Source organism: Thermoactinomyces sp. DSM 45892 (genome assembly GCF_900107305.1).
Classification (GTDB): domain Bacteria; phylum Bacillota; class Bacilli; order Thermoactinomycetales; family Thermoactinomycetaceae; genus Baia.
Genome location: NZ_FNPL01000051.1, coordinates 1 through 1,080, shown reverse-complemented (window position 1 = coordinate 1,080; position 1,080 = coordinate 1). Strand labels below are relative to the sequence as shown.

At 46.4% G+C, this 1,080-nt stretch carries 1 protein-coding gene; it reads left to right on the top strand.

What is annotated here, in order from left to right; genetic code table 11:
- On the top strand, nt 1-1,080 hold a 1,080-nt coding region (locus BLU58_RS15965), incomplete at both ends, for a non-ribosomal peptide synthetase (protein WP_143123829.1).

The following is a 1,080-nucleotide window of genomic DNA, read 5'->3' as shown; positions in this document are numbered from 1 at the left end:
GTGGGAAGTCCGATTGCCAACCGGAATTACAGGGAGATTGAAGGATTGATTGGTTTCTTTGTAAATACACTGGTATACCGGGCTGATATGACAGGGAACCCGACCTTCCAAGAGCTGTTGTCGCAAGTGCGTGAAAAAGCGTTACGGGCTCATGAGTATCAAGATGTTCCGTTTGAAAAAATCGTAGAAGTCGTGCAGACCGAACGGAGTACGAGTCATTCTCCGATCTTCCAAACGATGTTTACCATGCAAGATACTCCTAGGAAACAACGGGAGCTTGTGGGAAGAAGCTTGGAAATGGTTGAGATTCATACCTCGATCGCGAAATTTGATTTAACGCTATCGATGGCAGATTCGGAAGAAGGGTTATTCCTTGCCTTTGAATATAATACGGATCTATTCGACCCTTCTACGATTGAACGGATGACCGGACACTTTGAAAACTGGTTGAACGAAATCGTACATCATCCAGATGCACCGCTATCAGGGTTAACCCTGATGTCGAAAGAGGAGCAGAAACAGTTACTAGAAGAGTGGAACGATACACCAGTAGAGTATTCATATGAGAGCACAATTCATGAACGGTTTGAAGAGCAGGTTTTACGTACACCAGAAGCCGTCGCTGTGGTGTATGAAGATAGACAGCTGACCTATCGAGAGTTAAATGAGCAGGCGAATCAATTGGCTCACTATCTACAGAAATGCGGAGCGGGGCCTGAGTCACTAGTTGGATTATGTGTCGAACGTTCTCCCGAGATGATGATCGGACTCTTGGGGATCTTGAAAGCGGGGGGAGCCTATGTTCCTCTTGACCCAGCCTATCCAGAGCAGCGACTGCAGTATATTTTAGAGGATGCAGGGATTCAGTTAGTTGTAACGCAGGAGAGTCTACTAGAATCAAGCTGGCTTCCAGAAGAGATTCAAGCGGTTTGCTTAGATCGAGATCAAGCGGAGTTGGGGAAAGAAAGTATGGATCTACCGGCTACCCACGTAAGCGCAGATCGACTAGCCTATATCATTTACACCTCAGGATCTACTGGAAATCCGAAAGGCGTTATGGTGGAGCACCACAATGTCATT